This window comes from Bacillus sp. FSL P4-0290 (assembly GCF_037975435.1).
Classification (GTDB): Bacteria; Bacillota; Bacilli; order Bacillales; family Bacillaceae; genus Bacillus; species Bacillus subtilis.
In genome coordinates this window covers 3,981,857-4,001,059 of record NZ_CP150253.1, presented here as the reverse complement: position 1 = coordinate 4,001,059, position 19,203 = coordinate 3,981,857, and the positions used below count along the sequence as shown (strand labels likewise).

20 protein-coding genes and 3 riboswitches are annotated in these 19,203 nt (G+C 46.1%); of the genes, 9 read left to right on the top strand and 11 right to left on the bottom strand.

The annotated features are described in order from the left end of the window. Positions 1–14: 14 nt before the first annotated feature. The 3 genes from MKY10_RS20920 (at position 15) to MKY10_RS20910 (ending at position 3,230) form a co-directional block, all read left to right on the top strand. A complete protein-coding gene (locus tag MKY10_RS20920; RefSeq protein ID WP_017697294.1) occupies positions 15–2,075 on the top strand; it encodes a catalase in 2,061 nt (686 codons plus the stop codon). A gap of 49 nt (positions 2,076–2,124) precedes the next feature. Beyond that, the gene (locus MKY10_RS20915; protein ID WP_014478421.1) at positions 2,125–2,415 is read left to right on the top strand and encodes a hypothetical protein; all 291 of its coding nucleotides are present in this window, start codon (positions 2,125–2,127) and stop codon (positions 2,413–2,415) included. 143 nt (positions 2,416–2,558) lie between these two features. Beyond that, positions 2,559–3,230, top strand: coding sequence for a DUF3298 and DUF4163 domain-containing protein (locus tag MKY10_RS20910; RefSeq protein WP_017697295.1), 672 nt, complete (start codon positions 2,559–2,561; stop codon positions 3,228–3,230). A gap of 39 nt (positions 3,231–3,269) precedes the next feature. On the opposite strand, the gene MKY10_RS20905 is transcribed toward MKY10_RS20910, so the two are convergent. Continuing rightward, entirely contained in the window at positions 3,270–4,463 is a 1,194-nt protein-coding gene (locus MKY10_RS20905) for a NupC/NupG family nucleoside CNT transporter (protein ID WP_061890984.1), read from the bottom strand. Positions 4,464–4,590: 127 nt separating this feature from the next. After that, a riboswitch (purine riboswitch) is annotated at positions 4,591–4,692 on the bottom strand. Between the two features lie 386 nt (positions 4,693–5,078). Between MKY10_RS20905 and MKY10_RS20900 the strand changes: the two genes are divergently transcribed. The 5 genes from MKY10_RS20900 to MKY10_RS20880 all read left to right on the top strand — a co-directional run bounded on the left by MKY10_RS20900 (position 5,079) and on the right by MKY10_RS20880 (position 9,670). Then, a complete protein-coding gene (locus MKY10_RS20900; protein ID WP_015250893.1) occupies positions 5,079–5,927 on the top strand; it encodes a methyltransferase domain-containing protein in 849 nt (282 codons plus the stop codon). Between the two features lie 153 nt (positions 5,928–6,080). Then, positions 6,081–7,493 carry a GntP family permease gene (locus tag MKY10_RS20895; protein ID WP_003227227.1) on the top strand — a complete coding sequence of 471 codons (1,413 nt, stop codon included), beginning with the start codon at positions 6,081–6,083 and terminating at the stop codon, positions 7,491–7,493. A 23-nt stretch (positions 7,494–7,516) separates the two neighbouring features. Beyond that, positions 7,517–8,233 (top strand): succinyl-CoA--3-ketoacid CoA transferase subunit A, encoded by a 717-nt coding sequence (locus tag MKY10_RS20890; RefSeq protein WP_003227229.1) that lies wholly within the window; start codon positions 7,517–7,519, stop codon positions 8,231–8,233. Beyond that, a complete protein-coding gene (locus MKY10_RS20885; RefSeq protein WP_003227231.1) occupies positions 8,230–8,880 on the top strand; it encodes a CoA transferase subunit B in 651 nt (216 codons plus the stop codon). Before MKY10_RS20890 ends, MKY10_RS20885 begins: the two co-directional genes overlap by 4 nt. 16 nt (positions 8,881–8,896) lie before the next feature. Continuing rightward, positions 8,897–9,670: a 3-hydroxybutyrate dehydrogenase gene (locus tag MKY10_RS20880; protein ID WP_029318623.1), complete on the top strand. Its 774-nt coding sequence runs from the start codon at positions 8,897–8,899 to the stop codon at positions 9,668–9,670. 52 nt (positions 9,671–9,722) lie between these two features. Here the strand turns inward: MKY10_RS20880 and MKY10_RS20875 are convergent, their stop codons facing one another. The 10 genes from MKY10_RS20875 to MKY10_RS20830 form a co-directional block, all read right to left on the bottom strand. Beyond that, positions 9,723–10,859: a 5-methyltetrahydropteroyltriglutamate--homocysteine S-methyltransferase gene (locus MKY10_RS20875; protein WP_015250894.1), complete on the bottom strand. Its 1,137-nt coding sequence runs from the start codon at positions 10,857–10,859 to the stop codon at positions 9,723–9,725. Between the two features lie 77 nt (positions 10,860–10,936). Next, a riboswitch (SAM riboswitch) is annotated at positions 10,937–11,043 on the bottom strand. 68 nt (positions 11,044–11,111) lie between these two features. Then, positions 11,112–12,245 (bottom strand): 5-methyltetrahydropteroyltriglutamate--homocysteine S-methyltransferase, encoded by a 1,134-nt coding sequence (locus tag MKY10_RS20870; RefSeq protein ID WP_003227237.1) that lies wholly within the window; start codon positions 12,243–12,245, stop codon positions 11,112–11,114. A gap of 82 nt (positions 12,246–12,327) precedes the next feature. Continuing rightward, positions 12,328–12,434, bottom strand: a riboswitch (SAM riboswitch). Between the two features lie 65 nt (positions 12,435–12,499). Beyond that, on the bottom strand, positions 12,500–12,988 hold the full coding sequence (locus tag MKY10_RS20865; RefSeq protein ID WP_003227238.1) for an LURP-one-related/scramblase family protein: 489 nt from the start codon (positions 12,986–12,988) through the stop codon (positions 12,500–12,502). Between the two features lie 128 nt (positions 12,989–13,116). Then, complete coding sequence (locus MKY10_RS20860; protein WP_010886640.1) at positions 13,117–13,380, bottom strand: hypothetical protein; 264 nt, start codon at positions 13,378–13,380, stop codon at positions 13,117–13,119. 288 nt (positions 13,381–13,668) lie between these two features. After that, positions 13,669–13,797: a hypothetical protein gene (locus MKY10_RS20855; RefSeq protein ID WP_003227241.1), complete on the bottom strand. Its 129-nt coding sequence runs from the start codon at positions 13,795–13,797 to the stop codon at positions 13,669–13,671. Positions 13,798–13,901: 104 nt separating this feature from the next. Next, a complete protein-coding gene (gene pepT, locus MKY10_RS20850; protein WP_003227243.1) occupies positions 13,902–15,134 on the bottom strand; it encodes a peptidase T in 1,233 nt (410 codons plus the stop codon). A 49-nt stretch (positions 15,135–15,183) separates the two neighbouring features. After that, entirely contained in the window at positions 15,184–15,840 is a 657-nt protein-coding gene (gene yxjL, locus MKY10_RS20845; RefSeq protein ID WP_003227244.1) for a two-component system response regulator YxJL, read from the bottom strand. After that, positions 15,827–17,047, bottom strand: a complete 1,221-nt coding sequence (gene yxjM, locus MKY10_RS20840) for a two-component system sensor histidine kinase YxjM (RefSeq protein WP_003227246.1) — start codon at positions 17,045–17,047, stop codon at positions 15,827–15,829. Before yxjM ends, yxjL begins: the two co-directional genes overlap by 14 nt. A 17-nt stretch (positions 17,048–17,064) precedes the next feature. Further along, a complete protein-coding gene (locus MKY10_RS20835) occupies positions 17,065–17,538 on the bottom strand; it encodes a DUF1453 family protein (RefSeq protein ID WP_029726184.1) in 474 nt (157 codons plus the stop codon). Positions 17,539–17,616: 78 nt separating this feature from the next. Beyond that, positions 17,617–18,492 carry a LysR family transcriptional regulator gene (locus MKY10_RS20830; RefSeq protein WP_029726185.1) on the bottom strand — a complete coding sequence of 292 codons (876 nt, stop codon included), beginning with the start codon at positions 18,490–18,492 and terminating at the stop codon, positions 17,617–17,619. Between the two features lie 129 nt (positions 18,493–18,621). Between MKY10_RS20830 and MKY10_RS20825 the strand changes: the two genes are divergently transcribed. Then, positions 18,622–19,128 (top strand): YbhB/YbcL family Raf kinase inhibitor-like protein, encoded by a 507-nt coding sequence (locus MKY10_RS20825; protein WP_003227251.1) that lies wholly within the window; start codon positions 18,622–18,624, stop codon positions 19,126–19,128. Positions 19,129–19,203 lie beyond the last annotated feature (75 nt).

The window sequence follows — 19,203 nt, the reverse complement described above, 5'->3', positions numbered from 1 at the left end:
AAGGGGGAGCAGACATGTGTGAAGACCAAAACAAACGTGTAAATGAACACTCAAAGGACGAGCAGCTTGAGCAGTACAGGGCCGATAACAGCGGGAAGAAAATGACGACAAACCAAGGCTTGCGGGTGTCAGAGGATGAGCATTCGTTAAAAGCCGGGGTTCGCGGCCCGACGCTGATGGAGGATTTTCACTTCCGGGAGAAAATGACGCACTTTGACCATGAGAGGATTCCGGAGCGTGTTGTGCATGCGCGCGGATTTGGCGTGCATGGCTTTTTTCAGGTTTACGAACCAATGACGGAATATACTCGGGCCAAATTTCTTCAGGACCCTTCAGTGAAGACACCGGTATTTGTCCGTTTTTCTACGGTCGCGGGTTCTAAAGGCTCCGCAGACACGGTGCGGGATGCCAGAGGCTTTGCGACTAAATTTTATACTGAAAAAGGAAACTATGACCTTGTGGGAAATAACATCCCGGTGTTTTTCATTCAGGATGCAATCAAATTTCCGGATTTGGTTCATGCGTTTAAGCCTGAACCTCACAATGAAATGCCTCAGGCCGCGACTGCTCACGATACGTTTTGGGATTTTGTCGCCAATAACCCTGAGTCGGCTCACATGGTGATGTGGACGATGTCAGATAGAGGCATCCCGCGCAGCTACAGAATGATGGAGGGCTTCGGCGTTCACACGTTCCGTTTTGTCAATGAACAAGGAAAGGCACGTTTCGTGAAATTTCACTGGAAGCCGGTGCTCGGCGTGCATTCTCTCGTATGGGATGAAGCGCAGAAAATTGCCGGGAAAGATCCGGATTTCCATCGCCGTGACCTGTGGGAAACAATTGAAAACGGCGGCAAGGTTGAATACGAGCTCGGCGTGCAGATGATTGATGAGGAAGATGAATTCAAGTTTGATTTTGATATTCTTGATCCGACTAAGCTGTGGCCGGAAGAGCTTGTGCCGGTGAAGATCATTGGGAAAATGACGCTGAACCGCAACCAGGATAATGTGTTTGCGGAAACAGAACAAGTCGCATTCCACCCGGGAAATGTCGTGCCGGGCATCGATTTTACCAATGACCCGCTATTGCAGGGGCGGCTTTTCTCTTATACAGACACACAGCTCATCCGTCTTGGCGGTCCGAACTTCCATGAGATTCCGATTAACCGGCCGGTATGTCCATTCCATAACAATCAATATGACGGCTATCACCGGATGACGATCAATAAGGGACCTGTCGCTTATCATAAAAACTCACTGCAAAACAATGATCCGTCGCCTGCGACAGCTGAAGAAGGCGGCTACGTCCACTATCAGGAAAAAGTCGAGGGCAAAAAAATCCGCCAGCGAAGCGACAGCTTCAACGATTATTACTCACAGGCGAAGCTTTTCTGGAACAGCATGTCTCCTGTCGAGAAACAGCATATCATTTCTGCTTTCTGCTTCGAGGTCGGGAAGGTCAAAAGCAAAGACGTACAGCGGCAGGTCGTTGATGTCTTCAGCAATGTCGATGCAGATTTAGCAGAAGAAATCGCCAAAGGAGTAGGCGTGGCGGCGCCCGCGAAGCGTAAAGCATCTAAAGAAATTCTTACTTCGCCTGCGTTAAGCCAAGCCCGTACAGTGAAAGCCGCGTCAACAAGAAAAGTCGCTGTACTGGCCGGAAACGGATTTCATGAAAAAGAGCTGCAAACAGTGCTGGAAGCCTTAAAGCAAGAAGGAATCACAGTGGATATCATCAGTCAAAATCTGGGGTATATGACAAGCGGCAGCGGACAGCAGCTTGAGGCCAACGGCACGTTCCTGACGGTTGATTCTGTTCTGTATGATGCTGTCTATGCCGCAGGAGGGCTGGAGTTAAAAGACAACAAACAAGCGATGGCGTTTATCAGAGAAGCTTACAATCACTACAAGGCGATCGGTGCAGCAAATGAAGGAATTGACCTTCTTCAATCCTCTGTCGGGACAACAGAGGGGCCAGGCATCGTAACGGCTAAAGATGAACCTGACTACACCGCTTTCAGCAAGGCATTTATCAATGCGGTTGCTGCTCATCGCCATTGGGATAGACGAATTTGACCTGCTCCTGTATCTTTAAGGAAGATACTTTTCATAAGGAGCATGACAAATGAACGAAAAACAGCTCGCTGAAGCTTACGAACGCGATGAAAATATGATGATTTTGGTGTTTGCCCAATGGTGCGTGAACCATGATCTTGATCCGATGGAGCTGTACGCCAAAGCGTATCCGCAGCAAAAGCTGAATGAAAGCTTGAAAAAAACCATGGACGATCTGGTCGTGCCAAAACACGAAGCAGAGCACATTCCGGACCAGACTGTCATTGCGGTATTAGAGATGTTCGGAAATACAGATTTGGCACAGGCCGTTCATGAAGCGATTTCTGGGCGCAAACAGTAAAAAAGAGACATCCTGTGTCTCTTTTTTTATTGGAAAAATCATGCTGTTAGACCTAGAAACTTCTTTCAATTTAATCAGTCTATAAAAGTGTGTATTGCTTAAATAAGGGAATGTTAAACAACGACATCAAAGGAGGATATTATATGAAATGGAATAAAATGCTGAAAGCTGCGGGGATTGCAGTCTTGTTTTTTTCCGTATTAGCATATGCGGCCCCATCTTTAAAAGCAGTTCAAGCGAAAACACCGACTGTCAGCACCCATACGTACAAAAAGATCAAGGAGTTAACGTATCCACAAGTGCATCACATCGGGAATGCCGCGTTTGAAAAGAAAATCAATCAAGAGCTGAAAGCCTACATTGAACAATCGTATCAGGAATATCTGAAAAACAAAAAAGCAGGCGAACAGCAGGGCTTTAAAACGGAATATCGAACATCCTTCAGCGTCAAATACAATGCGGCAGGCAAGCTCAGCATTCAAACACTCAATTATATCTATTCAGGCGGCGCCCACGGTTTAACGTCTGTCCAGTCCTTCAACTATGACTTGAAAGCACAAAAGCGGGTGACGCTGGATCAGATTCTGAGCACCAAAACAAAAGTCAGCAAAACGAGAGATTACCTATATAGCTATATCAAAAAACACGATGAGCTGTTTTTCCCTGATGTAAAGAAAGAGGATATAACCCTAAACAAAGACACAATGTTTTACTTTACGGCAAACGGAATCGCTATCGTCTTTGGCCAGTATGACTTGGGGCCTTATGCAGCGGGAATCCGGGATGTGCAGGTGCCAGCCTCTATTTATCAATAATCAAAGAGCCATATCCGAAAAGGATATGGCTCAATGTTTCTACCACACAAACAGGCCGACAATCGCAGCACTTAATAAAGATACCGCAATTCCGCTTACGATCAGTTTCCACACGTTTCTCCCGATGACCGTTGATTTTTCTCCGTCAAGGATCGAATTGTACGTGCCGTAAATCATGCCGACCGTACTGAAGTTTGCAAAGGACGTCAGGAATGTCGTCGCCACCGCAACGGTGTGAGGCGGAAGGGATTTGAGATTGTTTTTCAAGTCAAGCATCGCAACAAACTCGTTCGTTGCTAATTTCATGCCCATCAGCTGAGCAACATACATCGCATCGTGCACTGGCAGTCCAAGCAGGAATGCGAACGGACTGAACAGATAAGCAAAAATCGTCTGGATGGTCAGGCCGTGTACGAAAACGCCAAGAATGCCATTAACTGCTGACGTTAATGCGACATATCCGATCACCATTGCCAAAATAACGATAACCATGTTCATGCCGACAAGCATACTGTTAGAAATCGTAGAGAAAAAGTCTTTCTTCTCTTCTTTAGGCGGTGTATAGATGATATCTTCATCCTCCGGCACGTGAACAGGATTCAGCAGGTTTGCGATAATCAGCGCGTTTAAGCAGTTCAAAGGAATGGCTGTAAACACGTATGTCGCAGGCACCATTGACAGATAAGATCCGATAATGGAGCCGCTGATGCTGCTCATGCTCATTAAGCCGAATGTGAGCAGGCGGTTGTTGCTTAAAACCGTTAGCTGCTGGCGAATAACCGCAAGTGCTTCGGTATTTCCCAGGAACATCATTTGAATAGAGAAAAAGCTTTCTAATTTCGGCAAGCGGGAAGCCTTTGAAATCACCCATCCGATTTTATCAATCAGCCAAGGCAAAATGCCGAAATACGTTAAAATATCAAAGAATGTGACGATAAAGATAATTGGAAGAAGCGCACTAAAGAAAAAGTCTACTGTTTCATTCGCCATTACTGACGGAAAGGCAAACGCGATACCGTCACTGGCGCAAGCAATCAGCCAAGTGAAGAAATCACCGATTTTACCGATAGCCCAGCTTCCGACTTTTGTTCCCAGCATAAACCAAGTAATCAGCAATTCCAGAACAATTAACGTCATGATCGGGCGCCACTTGATTTTCTTTTTCTGCGGAGAACATAGGAATACAACTGCCATAATCACAATGAGACCGACAAGGTTTAGTAAAAAGTACATGATAGCAACTCCTATGAGGGTTATTATGGAAACAAAAAAAGCTCTTATCCTTCACAAATTCTGGAAGTGCAGAAAGTGTGAAAAATAAGAGCAAACAGAAAAGAACTTGTCCTTTTCAACTCGTTCAAATTTATTCAAACTTTCTTGTAGTCTAGTTTTTTACGGTTACTAGGTAGAAACAATCAGACCATATTACTGATCATATACAAGAATGTCTTTTTCTAAGATGATAGCAGTATTTTATCCTTTCACTTTTTGAAAATCAACCTTTTTAACTATTTTCACAATAATAAAATTTATATTCTGAAATGAGAAAATAAAGGAAAAACATGCTGGATTGCTATGCTGATATGATGTTGGCGGGATACCAGCATGTCAGTACTGATTTTTCTTCACTATAAGGTTCTAGCTCCTGGAGATTTGTTGTATGATGGAAATGGGGAAACCCATACAGCAGAAAGGGAGTTTTTTTCATGATTATCCAATTCATTCGTTATAGATAATGACAGGTGTAGACAAACTGCCAAACCTGGCCAATTTTTGAGATAGGCCTAGGTTTATTTGTCTATGCCTTTTTCATTTAACTAAAAATGAATGAATGGGGTGTTTTTTATCATGAAGCGAACAGTTGATTTCAGCATGTTTCGATGCCCGCTCTGCGATTCTTCTATGGATGCGGCATCAGGGAAAAGCTTGATTTGTACAGAACGAGGACATACATTTGATCTATCTCGGCACGGCTACGTGAACTTTCTGACGAAGCCGGTCAAAACCAGTTACGGTGCTGAGCTTTTTGAAGCGAGGAGCAGGCTGATTGGAGAATGTGGTTTTTTTGACCCGCTCCATGATGCGATTGCAGAACTCATCAGTCATCCCAAATCTGGTCATGAGGCATTCACCATCCTGGACAGCGGTTGCGGTGAGGGTTCTCATTTGAATGCGCTTTGCGGGTTTGATTATGCAGGGAAAGCAGCGATAGGATCCGGCATAGATCTTTCGAAGGATGGGATCTTAAAAGCTTCTAAGGCATTCAAAGATCAGATGTGGGCGGTTGCCGATGTGGCGCATGCTCCTTTTCATGATCGCCAATTTGATGTTGTTCTGTCTATTTTTTCGCCGTCCAATTATGCAGAGTTTCATAGACTGCTGAAGAATGATGGCATGCTCGTAAAAGTAGTGCCGCGAAGCGACTATTTAATAGAATTAAGGCAATTTTTATATAATGATTCACCAAGGCGCACGTATTCCAATGCGGCAGCTGTTGAGCGTTTTACAGCAAATGCAGCACACAGCCGTCCTTTCAGGCTGCGCTATGTTAAAACGCTTGACCAGCAGGCGATCCACTGGCTTCTCAAGATGACGCCGCTTGCCTGGTCGGCGCCGAAAGATCGAGTCAGCCTCCTGAAAGAGATGAAATCAGCCGATATTACGGTTGATGTTGATATCCTAATAGGAATGAAATGAATGGCAGAGGAAAGCTCCGAAAAAAGGAGCTTTCCTTTTTTAATCGGAATAGTTGGCCCACGCTTCTCGTACATATGGAAAGGGGACGGAAACAGCCGATGCGGACAGGTTTATGTAAACGCTTTCTGATTCGCGGAAACGGGGGATGTGTGTGTGGAACTGATCATCATTCTATTGGCGTTAGGTTTGCTGATGTTTACGGCGTATCGGGGATTTTCTGTCATATTGTTTGCGCCGATTTGCGCGTTATTCGCGGTGCTGCTGACAGATCCAAGCCATGTGCTTCCTTTTTTCTCATCAATTTTTATGGAGAAGATGGCGGGTTTTATTAAATTGTATTTCCCAGTGTTTTTGCTCGGTGCCATTTTTGGAAAGGTCGTTGAAATGGCCGGGCTTGCGGCAACAATCGCGAAAACAATTGTCCGGCTTGTCGGGGCAAAAAGAGCGATACTTGCCATTGTGTTGATGGGTGCTGTCTTGACGTACAGCGGTGTCAGCCTGTTCGTTGTCGTATTTGCCGTATATCCTTTTGCGAAAAACATGTTCCAAGAAGCAAACATACCGAAACGCCTCATCCCGGGAACGATTGCTTTAGGGGCTTTTACGTTTACGATGGACGCACTTCCGGGAACGCCGCAAATCCAAAATGTCATCCCGACGTCGTTTTTCAAAACAGACATTTATGCCGCCCCTTGGCTGGGCTTGATGGGCGCAGTGATTGTGCTGGCAGCTGGGATGTTCTATTTGGAATCAAGGCGGAAGAAAGCGCAGGCATCTGGCGAAGGCTATGGCGGTTTTGATTCGCAGAATGCTCCTGAATCGATTGAGTCCGCGGCTGAACCGGACAAAAGCCCGATTCGGCACTCGCTTGCCTTTGTCCCGCTTATTCTCGTCGGTGCAGTGAATAAATATTTCACCATTTACCTGCCAAAGTGGTATCCGAATGGATTTGATTTTTCTTCCATAGGATTAAAGGAGTTCGGCAGGCTTGATATTTCTTCAGCGGCTGCTATTTGGTCGGTGGAGATTGCTTTAGTGATTGGCATCATCACAACGATTTTATTTGATTGGAGAAGTGTGTTTGCCCAATTGAAGGAAGGGCTGAATGAAGGAATTGGCGGCGCCTTGCTGGCATCTATGAATACGGGTGCCGAGTACGGGTTCGGCGGCATTATCGCCGCGCTGCCGGGGTTTCATAAGCTGAGCAGCGGAATTTCACATACTTTTACCGATCCGCTTGTAAATGGCGCCGTTACGACAACTGCGCTGGCGGGAATCACCGGCTCGGCTTCAGGAGGAATGGGCATTGCGTTAAGCGCGATGTCAGAACAATACTTACAGGCGATTCAGGCTTACAATATTCCGCCAGAGGTGATGCATCGGGTCATTTCAATGGCATCAGGCGGGATGGATACACTGCCGCATAATGGCGCCGTTATTACGCTTCTGGCCGTGACGGGTTTGACCCATCGGCAATCCTATCGCGATATTTTTGCGATCACGCTCATTAAAACGGCTGCCGTATTTGCTGTGATCGCGATTTACAGCCTGACTGGTCTAGTGTAGAAGAAAACGAAAGGGGCATCAATATGGGAAAAGTGCTGTCATCAAGCAAGGAAGCTGCGAAACTGATTCATGATGGGGATACGCTGATCGCGGGAGGGTTTGGGCTGTGCGGCATCCCTGAACAGCTCATTTTGTCTATAAGAGATCAGGGAGTAAAGGATTTAACCGTTGTCAGCAATAACTGCGGAGTCGATGACTGGGGGCTTGGTTTGCTTCTGGCTAACAAGCAAATCAAGAAAATGATCGCTTCCTATGTCGGTGAAAATAAAATTTTTGAGCGGCAGTTTTTAAGCGGAGAGCTTGAGGTCGAGCTTGTTCCCCAAGGAACGCTCGCTGAGAGAATTCGTGCAGGCGGTGCAGGCATACCGGGATTTTATACGGCGACAGGCGTCGGCACCTCCATAGCCGAGGGAAAAGAACATAAAACATTCGGCGGCCGGACTTATGTGCTGGAGCGAGGCATTACCGGCGATGTGGCGATTGTCAAAGCGTGGAAAGCGGACACCATGGGCAATTTGGTTTTTAGGAAAACGGCGAGAAATTTCAATCCCATTGCCGCCATGGCAGGCAAGATCACGATTGCCGAGGCGGAAGAAATCGTGGAAGCAGGAGAGCTCAATCCAGATCACATCCATACGCCGGGAATTTACGTACAACATGTCGTGCTTGGCGCGAGCCAAGAAAAACGGATTGAAAAACGAACAGTTCAGCAAGCATCGGGAAAGGGTGAGGCCAAGTGAAGGAAGCGAGAAAACGAATGGTCAAACGGGCTGTACAAGAAATCAAGGACGGCATGAATGTGAATCTCGGGATTGGCATGCCGACGCTTGTCGCAAATGAGATACCCGATGGCGTTCACGTCATGCTTCAGTCGGAAAACGGCTTGCTCGGAATCGGCCCCTATCCTCTGGAAGGAACGGAAGACGCGGATTTGATCAATGCGGGAAAGGAAACGATCACTGAAGTGACGGGCGCCTCTTATTTTGACAGCGCTGAGTCATTCGCGATGATAAGAGGCGGGCATATCGATTTGGCTATTCTCGGCGGAATGGAGGTTTCGGAGCAGGGGGATTTGGCCAATTGGATGATCCCGGGCAAAATGGTAAAAGGGATGGGCGGCGCCATGGATCTCGTCAACGGGGCGAAACGAATCGTTGTCATCATGGAGCACGTCAATAAGCATGGTGAATCAAAGGTGAAAAAAACATGCTCCCTTCCGCTGACAGGCCAGAAAGTCGTACACAGGCTGATTACGGATTTGGCTGTATTTGATTTTGTGAACGGCCGCATGACACTGACGGAGCTTCAGGATGGTGTCACAATTAAAGAGGTTTATGAAAAAACAGAAGCTGATTTCGCTGTAAGCCAGTCTGTACTCAATTCTTAATGGGAAGGTGTTTGACATGAGAAAACAAGTCGCTTTGGTGACAGGGGCTGCCGGCGGAATCGGATTCGAAATGGCAAGAGAATTCGCCCGTGAAGGCGCTAGCGTCATCGTTTCAGACCTCCGTCCGGAAGCATGTGAACAAGCAGCCTCCAAGCTTGCAGAAGAAGGCTTTGACGCGGCGGCCATTCCGTATGATGTGACAAAGGAAGCGCAAGTTGCTGATACGGTAAACGTCATCCAAAAACGATACGGCCGCTTGGATATTCTGGTGAACAATGCCGGTATTCAGCACGTCGCTCCGATTGAAGAGTTTCCGACAGACACCTTTGAACAGCTGATCAAGGTCATGCTGACGGCTCCCTTTATTGCAATGAAGCATGTTTTTCCGATCATGAAAAAACAGCAGTTTGGCAGAATCATTAATATTGCGTCTGTTAATGGATTAGTGGGCTTTGCAGGGAAATCCGCTTATAATAGCGCCAAGCACGGCGTCATTGGACTCACAAAAGTAGGGGCGCTGGAAGGCGCGCCCCACGGCATAACAGTCAATGCGCTCTGTCCGGGTTATGTCGATACCCAGCTTGTACGCAATCAGCTTAGCGATCTATCGAAAACTAGAAATGTCCCTTACGACTCTGTACTTGAACAAGTCATTTTTCCGCTTGTGCCGCAAAAGCGACTGCTTTCCGTCAAGGAAATTGCGGATTATGCCGTGTTTTTGGCAAGCGAGAAGGCGAAGGGCGTCACTGGGCAGGCTGTCGTCCTTGATGGGGGCTACACCGCACAATGACATAAAAAACACACTTGCTCCGCTAGGGAATCAAGTGTGTTTTTTTCTTTGCTTATTTCCAAACATCATTAGCGATCTCAACCACATGGCGGAGCTTCGCCCATTGCTGTTCTTCAGTCAGCTTGTTGCCTTCCTCAGTTGAAGCAAATCCGCATTGAGGGCTGAGGCAAAGCTGGTCTAAGCTTACATAACGGGATGCTTCTTCGATACGGCGTTTCACGTCATCCGGATTTTCAAGCTCACCGAATTTAGATGTCACTAAGCCAAGAACAAGCTGAAGATCAGACCGTTTTACATAACGGAGCGGCTCAAATCCGCCTGAGCGTGAATCATCATACTCTAAGAAAAGTCCGTCAAGATTCAAGCCGTCAAAAATGGTTTCGGCTGCTGCGTCATAGCCGCCTTCCGCTGTCCAAGTGGACTGGAAGTTGCCGCGGCAAATATGCATGGTTACCGTCAAGTCATCAGGGCGGTCTGCAATCGCGTCGTTAATGGATTTCGCAAACAGCTGGCGAAGCTCGTCAGGCGTTGTTCCGAACGCTTCGATTTGTTTTAAGCCTTTTTCAGATAAGAAAACGGCCCACGCTGTATCATCAAGCTGGAGGTAGCGGCAGCCTCTGTCATAAAACGCTTGAATCGCTTTTTTATATGCTTTGGATACATCATGCTGGAAAAGGTGATAATCTTTTTTATACGCATCCTTTTCCAGTTTTCCGCGGAAAAACAGCATATTCGGGCTTGGAATGGTCATCTTTGGCGTCGCGTCACCGGCAATGCTATGGAGAAATGAGTAATCTTCAAGCATTGGGTGAGTTGAAAAGTCGATATCGCCTGTGACTTTAATGCCGCGTGCTTTTGTCTGTACGTTATGGAATTGAATGCCTTGCTCAGGAGTAAACGGCTCAACGCCATCTAAGTTTTCCAGGAAATCAAAGTGCCACCATGCTCTGCGGAATTCACCGTCTGTCACGACGTTCAGGCCGGTTTCCTTCTGTTTTTCCACAATGCGGATGATTTCATCGTTTTCGATTTGGCGAAGCTGCGCAGCCGTAATTTCGCCGGCCGCTTTTTGCAGCCGCGCTTTTTTGACGGGCTCAGATCTCAGCAAGCTTCCGACTTGATCCGCGCGAAACGGCGGTTTTTTTCTTTGAAGTGATTTTTGTTCTGCGGGTGTTGTTTGTTGTGACATGTTGTCCATTCCTTCTTTCCATTCAAATATAAAAAAGCTCTTCCTTTGGATAAGGAAGAGCTTGCGTGACAATCTCAACCTTATCTTCAAGAGCAATCATTGCTCTAAAGGATTTAGCACCATTCTGTTGAACAGCGGTTGCCGGGTATCGCAGGGCCAGTCCCTCCACCTCTCTTGATAAGGAAAACCTTTTTATGAAATTTTCTGATAGTATCTATTATTCACACATTTTCTATTTCTGTCAATGATAGATTATCTCCACACATCGTTGGCAATGTCGATGACATGGCGAAGCTTTGCCCATTGCTGCTCCTCTGTCAGAAGGTTGCCTTCTTCTGTAGAGGCGAAACCGCACTGCGGGCTCAGGCATAGCTGGTCCAAGCTGACAAAACGCGCGGCTTCATTGATACGGCGTTTCACATCCTCAGGATTTTCAAGCTCGCCGTATTTCGATGTGATCAAGCCGAGCACAATTTGCAGATCCTTGCGCTTCGCAAAACGGAGCGGATCAAAGTTTCCGGAGCGGTCATCATCGTACTCCAAGAAAAGGCCGTCAAGGTTTAAGCCGTCCAAAATCGTTTCCGCTACAGCGTCGTACCCTCCTGATGCCGCCCAGGTTGAGCGGAAGTTGCCGCGGCAAATGTGCATTGTGATCGTTAAATCGTCAGGCCGGTCTGCGACGGCATCGTTAATTGTTTTGGCAAATATGGCTGGCAATGTTTCTGGATCGCCGCCGAGCGCCCGGACAACCTCTCTGCCTTTTTCCTCAAAGAAGAGAGACCATGACGTATCATCGAGCTGGAGATAACGGCAGCCAGCATCATAGAAGGCTTTGATTGCTTTTTTGTACGCTTGGGCCAGATCATGAAAGTATTCCTCTTGATCGTCATAAATCCCTTTATCCGCCTTTTCGCCAAAAAACAGCATATTTGGGCTGGGAATGGTCAATTTTGGCGTCGCGTTACCGGCAATCTCATGTAAAAATTGATAATCAGCAAGCGCTGGGTGGCTCGTAAAATCGAGTTTTCCCGTCACTTTGATGCTGCGCGCTTTCGTTTTTGTGTTATGGAACTGAATCCCCTCAGCCGGAATGAACGGTTCCACACCGTCAAGCCCTTCCAGGAAGTCATAATGCCACCAGGAACGCCGGAATTCCCCGTCTGTTACCACATCGAGACCGATTTCTTTTTGTTTTTCCACGATGCGGGTGATCTCTTGATTTTCGATATCACGAAGCTGTTCCGCTGTCATCTCACCAGCCGCTTTTTTTTGCCGGGCTTCCTTTACCGGAACGGAACGAAGCAAGCTGCCGACATGATCGGCGCGGAAAGGTGCTTTGCGTTGTTTTTCTGTTTTTTGTCCTGCAACATTCGTTTGTTGAGCCATGTTATTCGCCTCTTTTCTGAAATATTGAGCATGTAAAAAGCTCTTCCTTTGTGTAAGGAAGAGCTTGAACGATCAAATCTCCGCCTCATCTGCAAGAACACAATGTTCTTAAGGATTTAGCACCATTCTGTTTGAAACAGCGGTTGCCGGGTATCATAGGGCCAGTCCCTCCACCTCTCTTGATAAGGTATAACTTCATATTCAGATTTCAATTATCTTAATATTATTACTTTTGGATCAATTGTCAATGCTTTTTAGAAAATACCTTCATCTTCATCGTTATATAAAACCATATCAAGCACGATAGCGATGGCAGTGCAAATCAGAACATCTTCCTCGTTTGCAATCTGCAAGTGATAGGAATCACCCCAACTGAGCCACTTTTTGCTCACTGACATCCGGACATTTTCCCCGTCCGTCAGCTGGAATTCATCCCTCCATAAATCACCATCAATTTCCCAGTTAAGCCCGGAAATCACAAATTTCGGTTTGAAAAACGTTACTTTCTTCGTTACCTCACAAACTGTTTTCCCGCCAATTGAAATCTCATAGCGCGGCAATAAAGACATTAGTTTTTGTTCTATGGAAACGAGCGTTTTCCCAGATGAATCTGTCATTTGTAATGAGTCTCCTAACGAGAAAAAACGCCCCTCCACCTTGAATGTTTCTTGTTCATCCCGGTCATAAATGTGAAATGCATCTTTAAATGAGAACATTTTTTGTTTCATAAATAACTCGATCATTGCTGAAGTCTCCTTTGGGTTTGCCTTGTATGAAATTACGGATATGTGGCGAAAAGGTTTCAGGCTCTAAATCAAAACAATTTTAAAAGGCTGCGTGATTCAGCAGCCTTTTCGTTTGAAATATAGAATTAGGAAAGATGCATCCGGCGTTTTTGGCGGATGGCGTCAAGGTCGATTAGGTTGTTGTGATGAGGTGCGGCTGCTGGCAGAGGGCTTGTCTTTTGCGGTTTGCGGCGATTGTCCTTGCTGAAAGAAAAAAGAAGATAGCCGCATAATGCGATGATAATAAATAGGATCATATTACATACCTCCCAAAAAAAGTTTTGGTACTCTCTATTGTACGGATAAAATGCCAAAAAGTATTCAAAAAATTCTAAATCAATAAATAACAAGAAACTGTCCCTCTAAAACAGTATTACCTGATGACCTGAAAATAGTCTTGAATTACGCTGTTTGCTCTCGTTGATGATTGGTTCTATAGTTACTATCGACGATAAAATAAATTCCTTTATATAACTTTTAACCTAAGTTTGCGTAATTCGAATTGCCTGTTTTTGGGTGCTGTATTCTTGCTTGTTTGGTTTATACCCTATTTTGCGGAATTGAACACAAAAAACCCAAATTACGGAGCATTTGGGCGGTACGGGTGAATAGGGATTGTATTTAGGGATTTGAATGTTTTATTTGAAGAAGCGTTTGAACATTTTTCTGATTTTTTGAAATGGGCTGGATTTCTTTTGCATGTTAAGCGGCCTGGAAATGATCCATTTTTTCAAGAGACTCTTTGCAGCGATTGCATGTTTTGTCATTGTTTTTCCTCCTCATTTGTTGATACTTGTTTTACGGAGGACGCGTTTAAAATGTTTCATTTTCACACAAAAAAGCCAGTCCTTTTTTGGACTGGCTTTTGGCGTTATGCTTGCGCTTCAAACTGCTTTGCAATCTCAACGATGACATTTACGGCTTTGACCATGTTGTCAACTGAGATGTATTCAAATTTGCCGTGGAAGTTTTCCCCGCCTGTAAAGATGTTTGGCGTCGGAAGCCCCATGTAGGACAGCTGTGATCCGTCGGTTCCGCCGCGGATGGGGGAAATCTTCGGTTCGATGCCGAGGTTTTCCATCGCTTGCTTGGCAATGTTGACGATTTCGATGACAGGTTCAATTTTCTCTCTCATGTTGTAGTATTGGTCGTTCATATCCAGCAGAATCCGGTCTTGCCCGTATTCGTTTTGAAGTTCTTCAACGACACGTTTCATTGTTTCTTTTCTGTTTTGGAAATTCTCTTTGTCAAAGTCTCTAATAATGTAGTGGAGCTTTGTTTCCTCTACGTCTCCTTGAATCGACAGCAGGTGGTAGAAGCCTTCATAGCCTTCCGTATATTCAGGCGCTTCGTCTGCCGGCAGCAGGCTGTTCAGCTTCATCGCGATTTTCGCAGAGTTGATCATTTTTCCTTTAGCTGTTCCGGGATGTACGTTGTTGCCTTTAATCGTAATTTTTGCGGCAGCGGCATTGAAGCTTTCATATTCAAGCTCGCCGAGCGGCCCTCCGTCAACCGTGTAGGCAAAGGAAGCATTGAACCGTTTCACATCAAATTTGTGCGGCCCTCTTCCGATTTCTTCATCAGGCGTAAAGGCGACTCTGATTGTGCCGTGCTTGATTTCAGGGTGTTTGATGAGGTAATCCATGGCTGTCATGATTTCAGCGATACCGGCCTTATTGTCTGCGCCGAGAAGGGTGGTGCCGTCTGTGGTGATGAGTGTATGGCCCTTATAGCCGGACAGCTCAGGAAATTGATCAGGTGACAGGGTGACCTGCAGCTGTTCGTTAAGAACGATGTCTTTTCCATCATAGCTTTCGATGATTTGCGGATTCACGTTTTTGCCGGTAAAGTCTGTAGCGGTGTCGACGTGAGCGAGAAAACCGATTGTCGGCACGTCTTTTTCAGTATTGGAGGGAAGAGTTGCCATGACATAGCCGTTTTCATCAATGGCTGCATCCTGCATGCCGATGGACTTCAATTCATCAACGAGCATGTTTCCTAATGTCAATTGGCCGGGTGTGGAAGGACAAGTGTCAACGGATTCATCGGACTGTGTGTCGACTTTTACATATGTAGTAAACCGTTCAATGATTTCTTCTTTCATTTCCAATCATCTCCTTTGTCTTATTTTAGCATGGCGGGATGAGAGATTTCTATTGCACAATACCGTTTCGAATGGCAAAAACGACTGCCTGTGTCCGGTCTTGGGCATTGCATTTTTGCAGGATGCGGTGCACGTGGGTTTTCACAGTGCTTTCACTGACGAAAAGCTTTTCAGCAATATCCTCATTTCTCAGTCCGTAGGCCATTTGCTGAAGAACCTCAAGCTCTCTTTTGGTGAACGGCTCTGCCAGTTCTTCTGCATGAGGCTGTTGTTTCGCTCGAAATGTCTCACTGATAATTTTAGCAGCTGTGACTGTACGGAAAATCGCCTCGCCTCTCGCCGCAGCGCGAATCGCATCTATCAACTCCTCAGGAAGTGTATCCTTCAGCAGATAGCCGACTGCGCCCGCACGGATGCCTTCAAATACGTATTCTTCCGTGTCAAAGGTGGTTAAAATGACTATCTTTGTATCTGGAAGTGCGGACATAATGTCTTTCGCCGCTTCGATGCCTGAGCAATGCGGCATCTGGACATCCATGAGGATGACATCGGGTTTTGTTTGTTTTGCGAGTGCTATAATATCGTGACCGTCGCCGGCCTCGCCAGAAACCGTCATATCCGGCTGTGCGTTGATGATGTAGCGGAAGCCTTCACGCACAAGCGGCTGATCATCGGCAAGCGCGACGCGTATGTTATCTTTGTTCATCTTTTTGCTCCTTATGCGTTGTCATGAGCGGCAATGACAGCTCAATTTTCAGGCCGCTCGGCTGTACGGCACTGAAAGTAAGGGAACCGCCTGCTTTTTCTGCGCGCTCTTTCATTCCTGTCAGGCCAAATCCATAAGTAAGGCTGCCGGTGAATTGTCCGTCGTCGGTGATTGTGACATAGAGATGGGACTTGTCATTAGAAATGACGGCCGCCGCATGAGAAGCGTCAGCGTGACGAATGATATTGGTCAGCGCTTCCTGCAAGATGCGGTAGATCGTTTCGCTCACGTTTGGAGGCCAAGACTCTTCTGACAGTCCGGCAGTATCTAAAGAAACGTGCAAGCCGCTCCGTTCCTCCACTTGATGAATGAGCCCCCGCAAAGCGGTAAGCCCCACCATCGATTCACTACGGCCCATTTGGTGAACAACAGACCGCACTTCTTGAAGACACTCCCTGGCGACACTCAGTACATTTTGAATGACTTTTTCTGAATCCTCCTTGCTGCTTTTAAGGATATAGGGAAGGGATTGAAGCTGAACAATCACAGAAGTCAGCTCGTGACCGATGCTGTCATGAATGTCGCGGGCAATTCTTGTACGTTCCTCAAGGACCGCGTACCTTAATGAAAGAACAGAAGCCTCCTGCAGCTCTGCATGCGCTTTCTGGAGTTCTTTATGAGCATGCTCCAGCTGCACATGCATTTTTGCCAATTCAGCATGATTCCGTTCAGCCTCCCTTCTCGCTTCTCGTCTGAAACGCATGGAGGAGAAGAGGACGTACAGACCGAGCATGATCGAGATGTTGCTGATGATGGTATTCAAGCTTCCCCCTTGTGAGGATAGGAGTAATATGTTGCCTCCAATTAAACATGCTGTGAAGATCAAGGATAGCCGTGAAGGGAGTCTAAAGGCGGCATATATCATTAAAAATACAATCAAAAAATAGGCGGCACCCTGCTCTTGGCCGGAAACAGCCCAAAAGAAATCGGTCAGGAGCCAGAGTCCGATGAATATGCACAAACTAACAGCAGTGGATGCCACATAGGGAATGATCCAAATGAATGCTAAGTATACCGCAAATACAAATGCTAACAAAATGGGATCAGCTTTGGCTGGGTGAGATAAAAATTGTATGCAATTCAAAATGAGAATAAGGCTCGGCACAAGCTTCTTGTAGTAGTGCCGAGCCGGAGTTTGTCCGTTCATGCTGATCCTTCTTTCGGTTATTGAATGGATACTTTGCCGTCGGTCAGCCGTCGGTATGCTTTGTAAAGCATGATGTTGCGTGCTGTGATGGTGCCGAGGGGAATGAAGAACATAGAATGAATAATGGCAATAAACATCTCGTTGCTCTCAGGCAGCCATGTTCTCGCGGCCATGCGCAAAGAAAGTATCACTAGAATGAGAATAACACTTCCAAGGGAGCCGCGTGAAGTGACCTTTCCGGTTTCCGGGTGAATCCGCACGTTTACCATCTTTCCAATGCCAAACCCGCAGGCCAGCCCGATTAATAATAAAATGCCGCTGATCGCCACATGTAATACGGAATGAAAATACGCCGGCTGAAACGATGCTGATACGCCCCATAAGAGCAGCAGCGGAATGATCAGCAACTTCCCGGGTCTGACAGCTCTCTCTCGGTACATCGATAAAATAATAAGAATCAATACAATAAAAATATATGGGCTCATCGCCATGTCATCAAATCCTTTCTGCATTAAGCATAGCGAAAAAGGGAAAGAAAAACGTCAACCGGCAGATTGATTTTTCAGCTGCTATACTTGTTCACGCTGCATAAAGTCATGTAACATGGCGTGAAAATGCTGAATGTCTTCGCTGTTTCTTTTCCACATCATAAACGTTTGGGACGCAGGCATTTCTAGATGTGCAGGCGTGCTTACAGCCATCAGCTTTTTTTCGGCTTCTTCCTGTTTGATAATGTAGGTAGGGAGGAAAGATGCCCCCATTCCCGCTTTCATCATGTGGACAGCCGTATCCGTCTGCCCGACAGCCATCATTTGAAGATACGGGTAATGTGATCGGATGTTATCTAAAAAGGCATCCCCATATGACGGATGATCATGCGTTAGCAGCCGATAGCGGGTTAAGACGGATGCAGCATCCGGCCTGCTTTCTTGGAAAGGAGCCGCCAGGCAAAGCGTACCTTCGCATATATGCTGATAATAAAGAGTGTTGGTGTTCGGGTCTTTCCGCGACAAACCAATATCAGCTTCATTGTGTTCCACCGCTTGTTTAATAGCGTCAGATCCAGCCACATGAGTTGAAAGCTCGACATGCGGATGTTTTTGGATATAGGCTGGCAGAAATCGAGGCAAGATATAGGACGCAATGTAGGGGTGTACGGCCAGCGTGAGTGATCGGCTGTACCCCTGTTTCCATTGGCTGACTTTCTGCTTTCCAGCTTGGTAAACATGGATCATTTCTTTGGCATAAGGCAAAAAGAGCCTGCCTTCGTCAGTCAGTACGACTCGTCTTCCGCTATGCAAAAACAGCCGCATGCCCAGTTCATCTTCCAATTTCCTCATATGCTGAGAAACGGCAGGCTGTGTGAGATACAGATGCTCAGCCGCCTCCCTGAAGCTCTCTGATTCCGCTGCGGCAATAAAGGTTTGCAGCCATTTTAAATCCATGAAATATCTCCTTCACTGCAAGTTATCCATAACAAATTGTTAAGTTTACATGCGCATTTGTTTATCACTGATTATACATCCATTCGTTTAGTATACCTATAGAACGAGAAAATAGAGAGAGGGATTCATATGAACATATACGTAGAAGCAAATCCATATTTACATGACAAGTATTCAAAATACGCGAATGAAAAATATAAGAGAGAAGGAAACCCATTTGTCTCCTTTCCGATTCATTTTGATGACATCCCGTCCGGAGCAAAGACGCTCGCACTTACTTTCATCGATCATGACGCCATTCCCGTATGCGGATTCAGCTGGATTCACTGGACAGCGGCTAACATTCCGGCTTACATCGGAGAGCTTCCTGAACATGCGAGTGAGGAAAGACAGGACTTGATGATACAAGGGCAAAACAGCTTTGCTTCACCGCTTGCGGGAAGCAACGATCCAAAGGTGATTCACCAGTATTGCGGGCCGACACCGCCTGACAAGGATCATGCGTATACATTGAAGGTCTATGCTTTAGATGCTGAGCTGAATCTTCAGCCGGGCTTTTACTTGAACGAGCTCTATCAAGAAATGAAAGAGCACATTCTTGCTGAAGCCTCTATCGAATTGCTGGCAAGGGTTTAAGCTAAAAAATATGAAAAAACTATTAATAAACGATTAAACTTCTTAAAAATGGATGTGGACCGGTTTTAAACACTA